We start from the raw sequence: 1,014 nt of genomic DNA, 5'->3' as shown, positions 1-1,014 counted from the left end.
GCCCGTTGATGGTAAACTTGTGCTCGCCAAACGGGGTGAAGGCAAAGCCATTACTGGTGAAACACTCCCTATTGTTGTCATCCATGAGAAACATTGCACCTCTTGGGATTTTAAATACAGCGCACGGGATGAAGCAGGTGCAGCCAATGGCTTAGAAACAGATGTGGGAGACGACCAAAAAGCCGCAGCTGATGCACGAGAACCAGAAGAGATAGATGATGATGAAAACTTTATCCATATGGATGACAGTGATAGAGCAGCACCCTCATCATCTGAATCGGAAAAAGCAGAAACAACAGCTGAGAAAGGAGAAGAAGACAAAGAGAAAAAAGGCGGTGTTCTTGCAACCTATCATGATATCCGCAGTGGTGAAAAAAAAGAAGTCAAAGTTGGTAACCCGCCTTTTCATGAACTCAAATACACCTACCACAACCAATCAGAGGCTGTTGCAGCCATTGCTGCTTATCGCAATAAATCATCACGCGGTAAGTCTTCTTTCTCATGTGATATCGGTGGTGATCCCTTTGTGCAAGCAGAAGCAAAGCTTGTTCAAGAGCCCCCTTTCCGCCCCTATATTCCAGCAGAATGGCGTATCAAAAGTGTTAAGCACAAGCTTGATAAAACGGGTGGTTACACCACAAAAATAGAATGCGAACTTTTTGATACATTGCAAGAAGATGCGGCTGGAAACGTTGCAAACACAACACCAGACAAGGATGACACCCTTGATCCAAACGCCCCACCAAACGCATGCGACGAAGGCGAAGGCGTTATCCATATGGATGAGGAAGACAGATAAGTCAAATTAGCAAAAATGTAAAAAATCTCGAAAGCAGCTTGACATTGTGACGACAATATGAATAATCGAATCAGGTGCCTCAAAAACACCTTAAAACAACTAGCGGATTAGTTGCCGAGATAACTAGTCTTCCGCAATTTAAAAGCTTTGACTCATTGTATGCTACACGCATATAATAGCTTTGTCGGGTGTGGTTATGCTATACAATACCCTTT

General features: G+C 43.6%; 1 pseudogene. It reads left to right on the top strand.

Features of this window, described 5'->3' with window-relative positions:
• Nucleotides 1-799: pseudogene (locus ACFIJ0_RS05280) on the top strand (late control protein); the annotation flags it as partial.
• Between the last annotated feature and the right edge of the window lie 215 nt (nucleotides 800-1,014).

The organism is Bartonella sp. OC68QHHN (assembly GCF_042193875.1).
Lineage (GTDB): Bacteria > Pseudomonadota > Alphaproteobacteria > Rhizobiales > Rhizobiaceae > Bartonella > Bartonella grahamii_A.
Note: the sequence above shows the minus strand (reverse complement) of the source record. Positions and strands in the feature narration are given on the sequence as shown.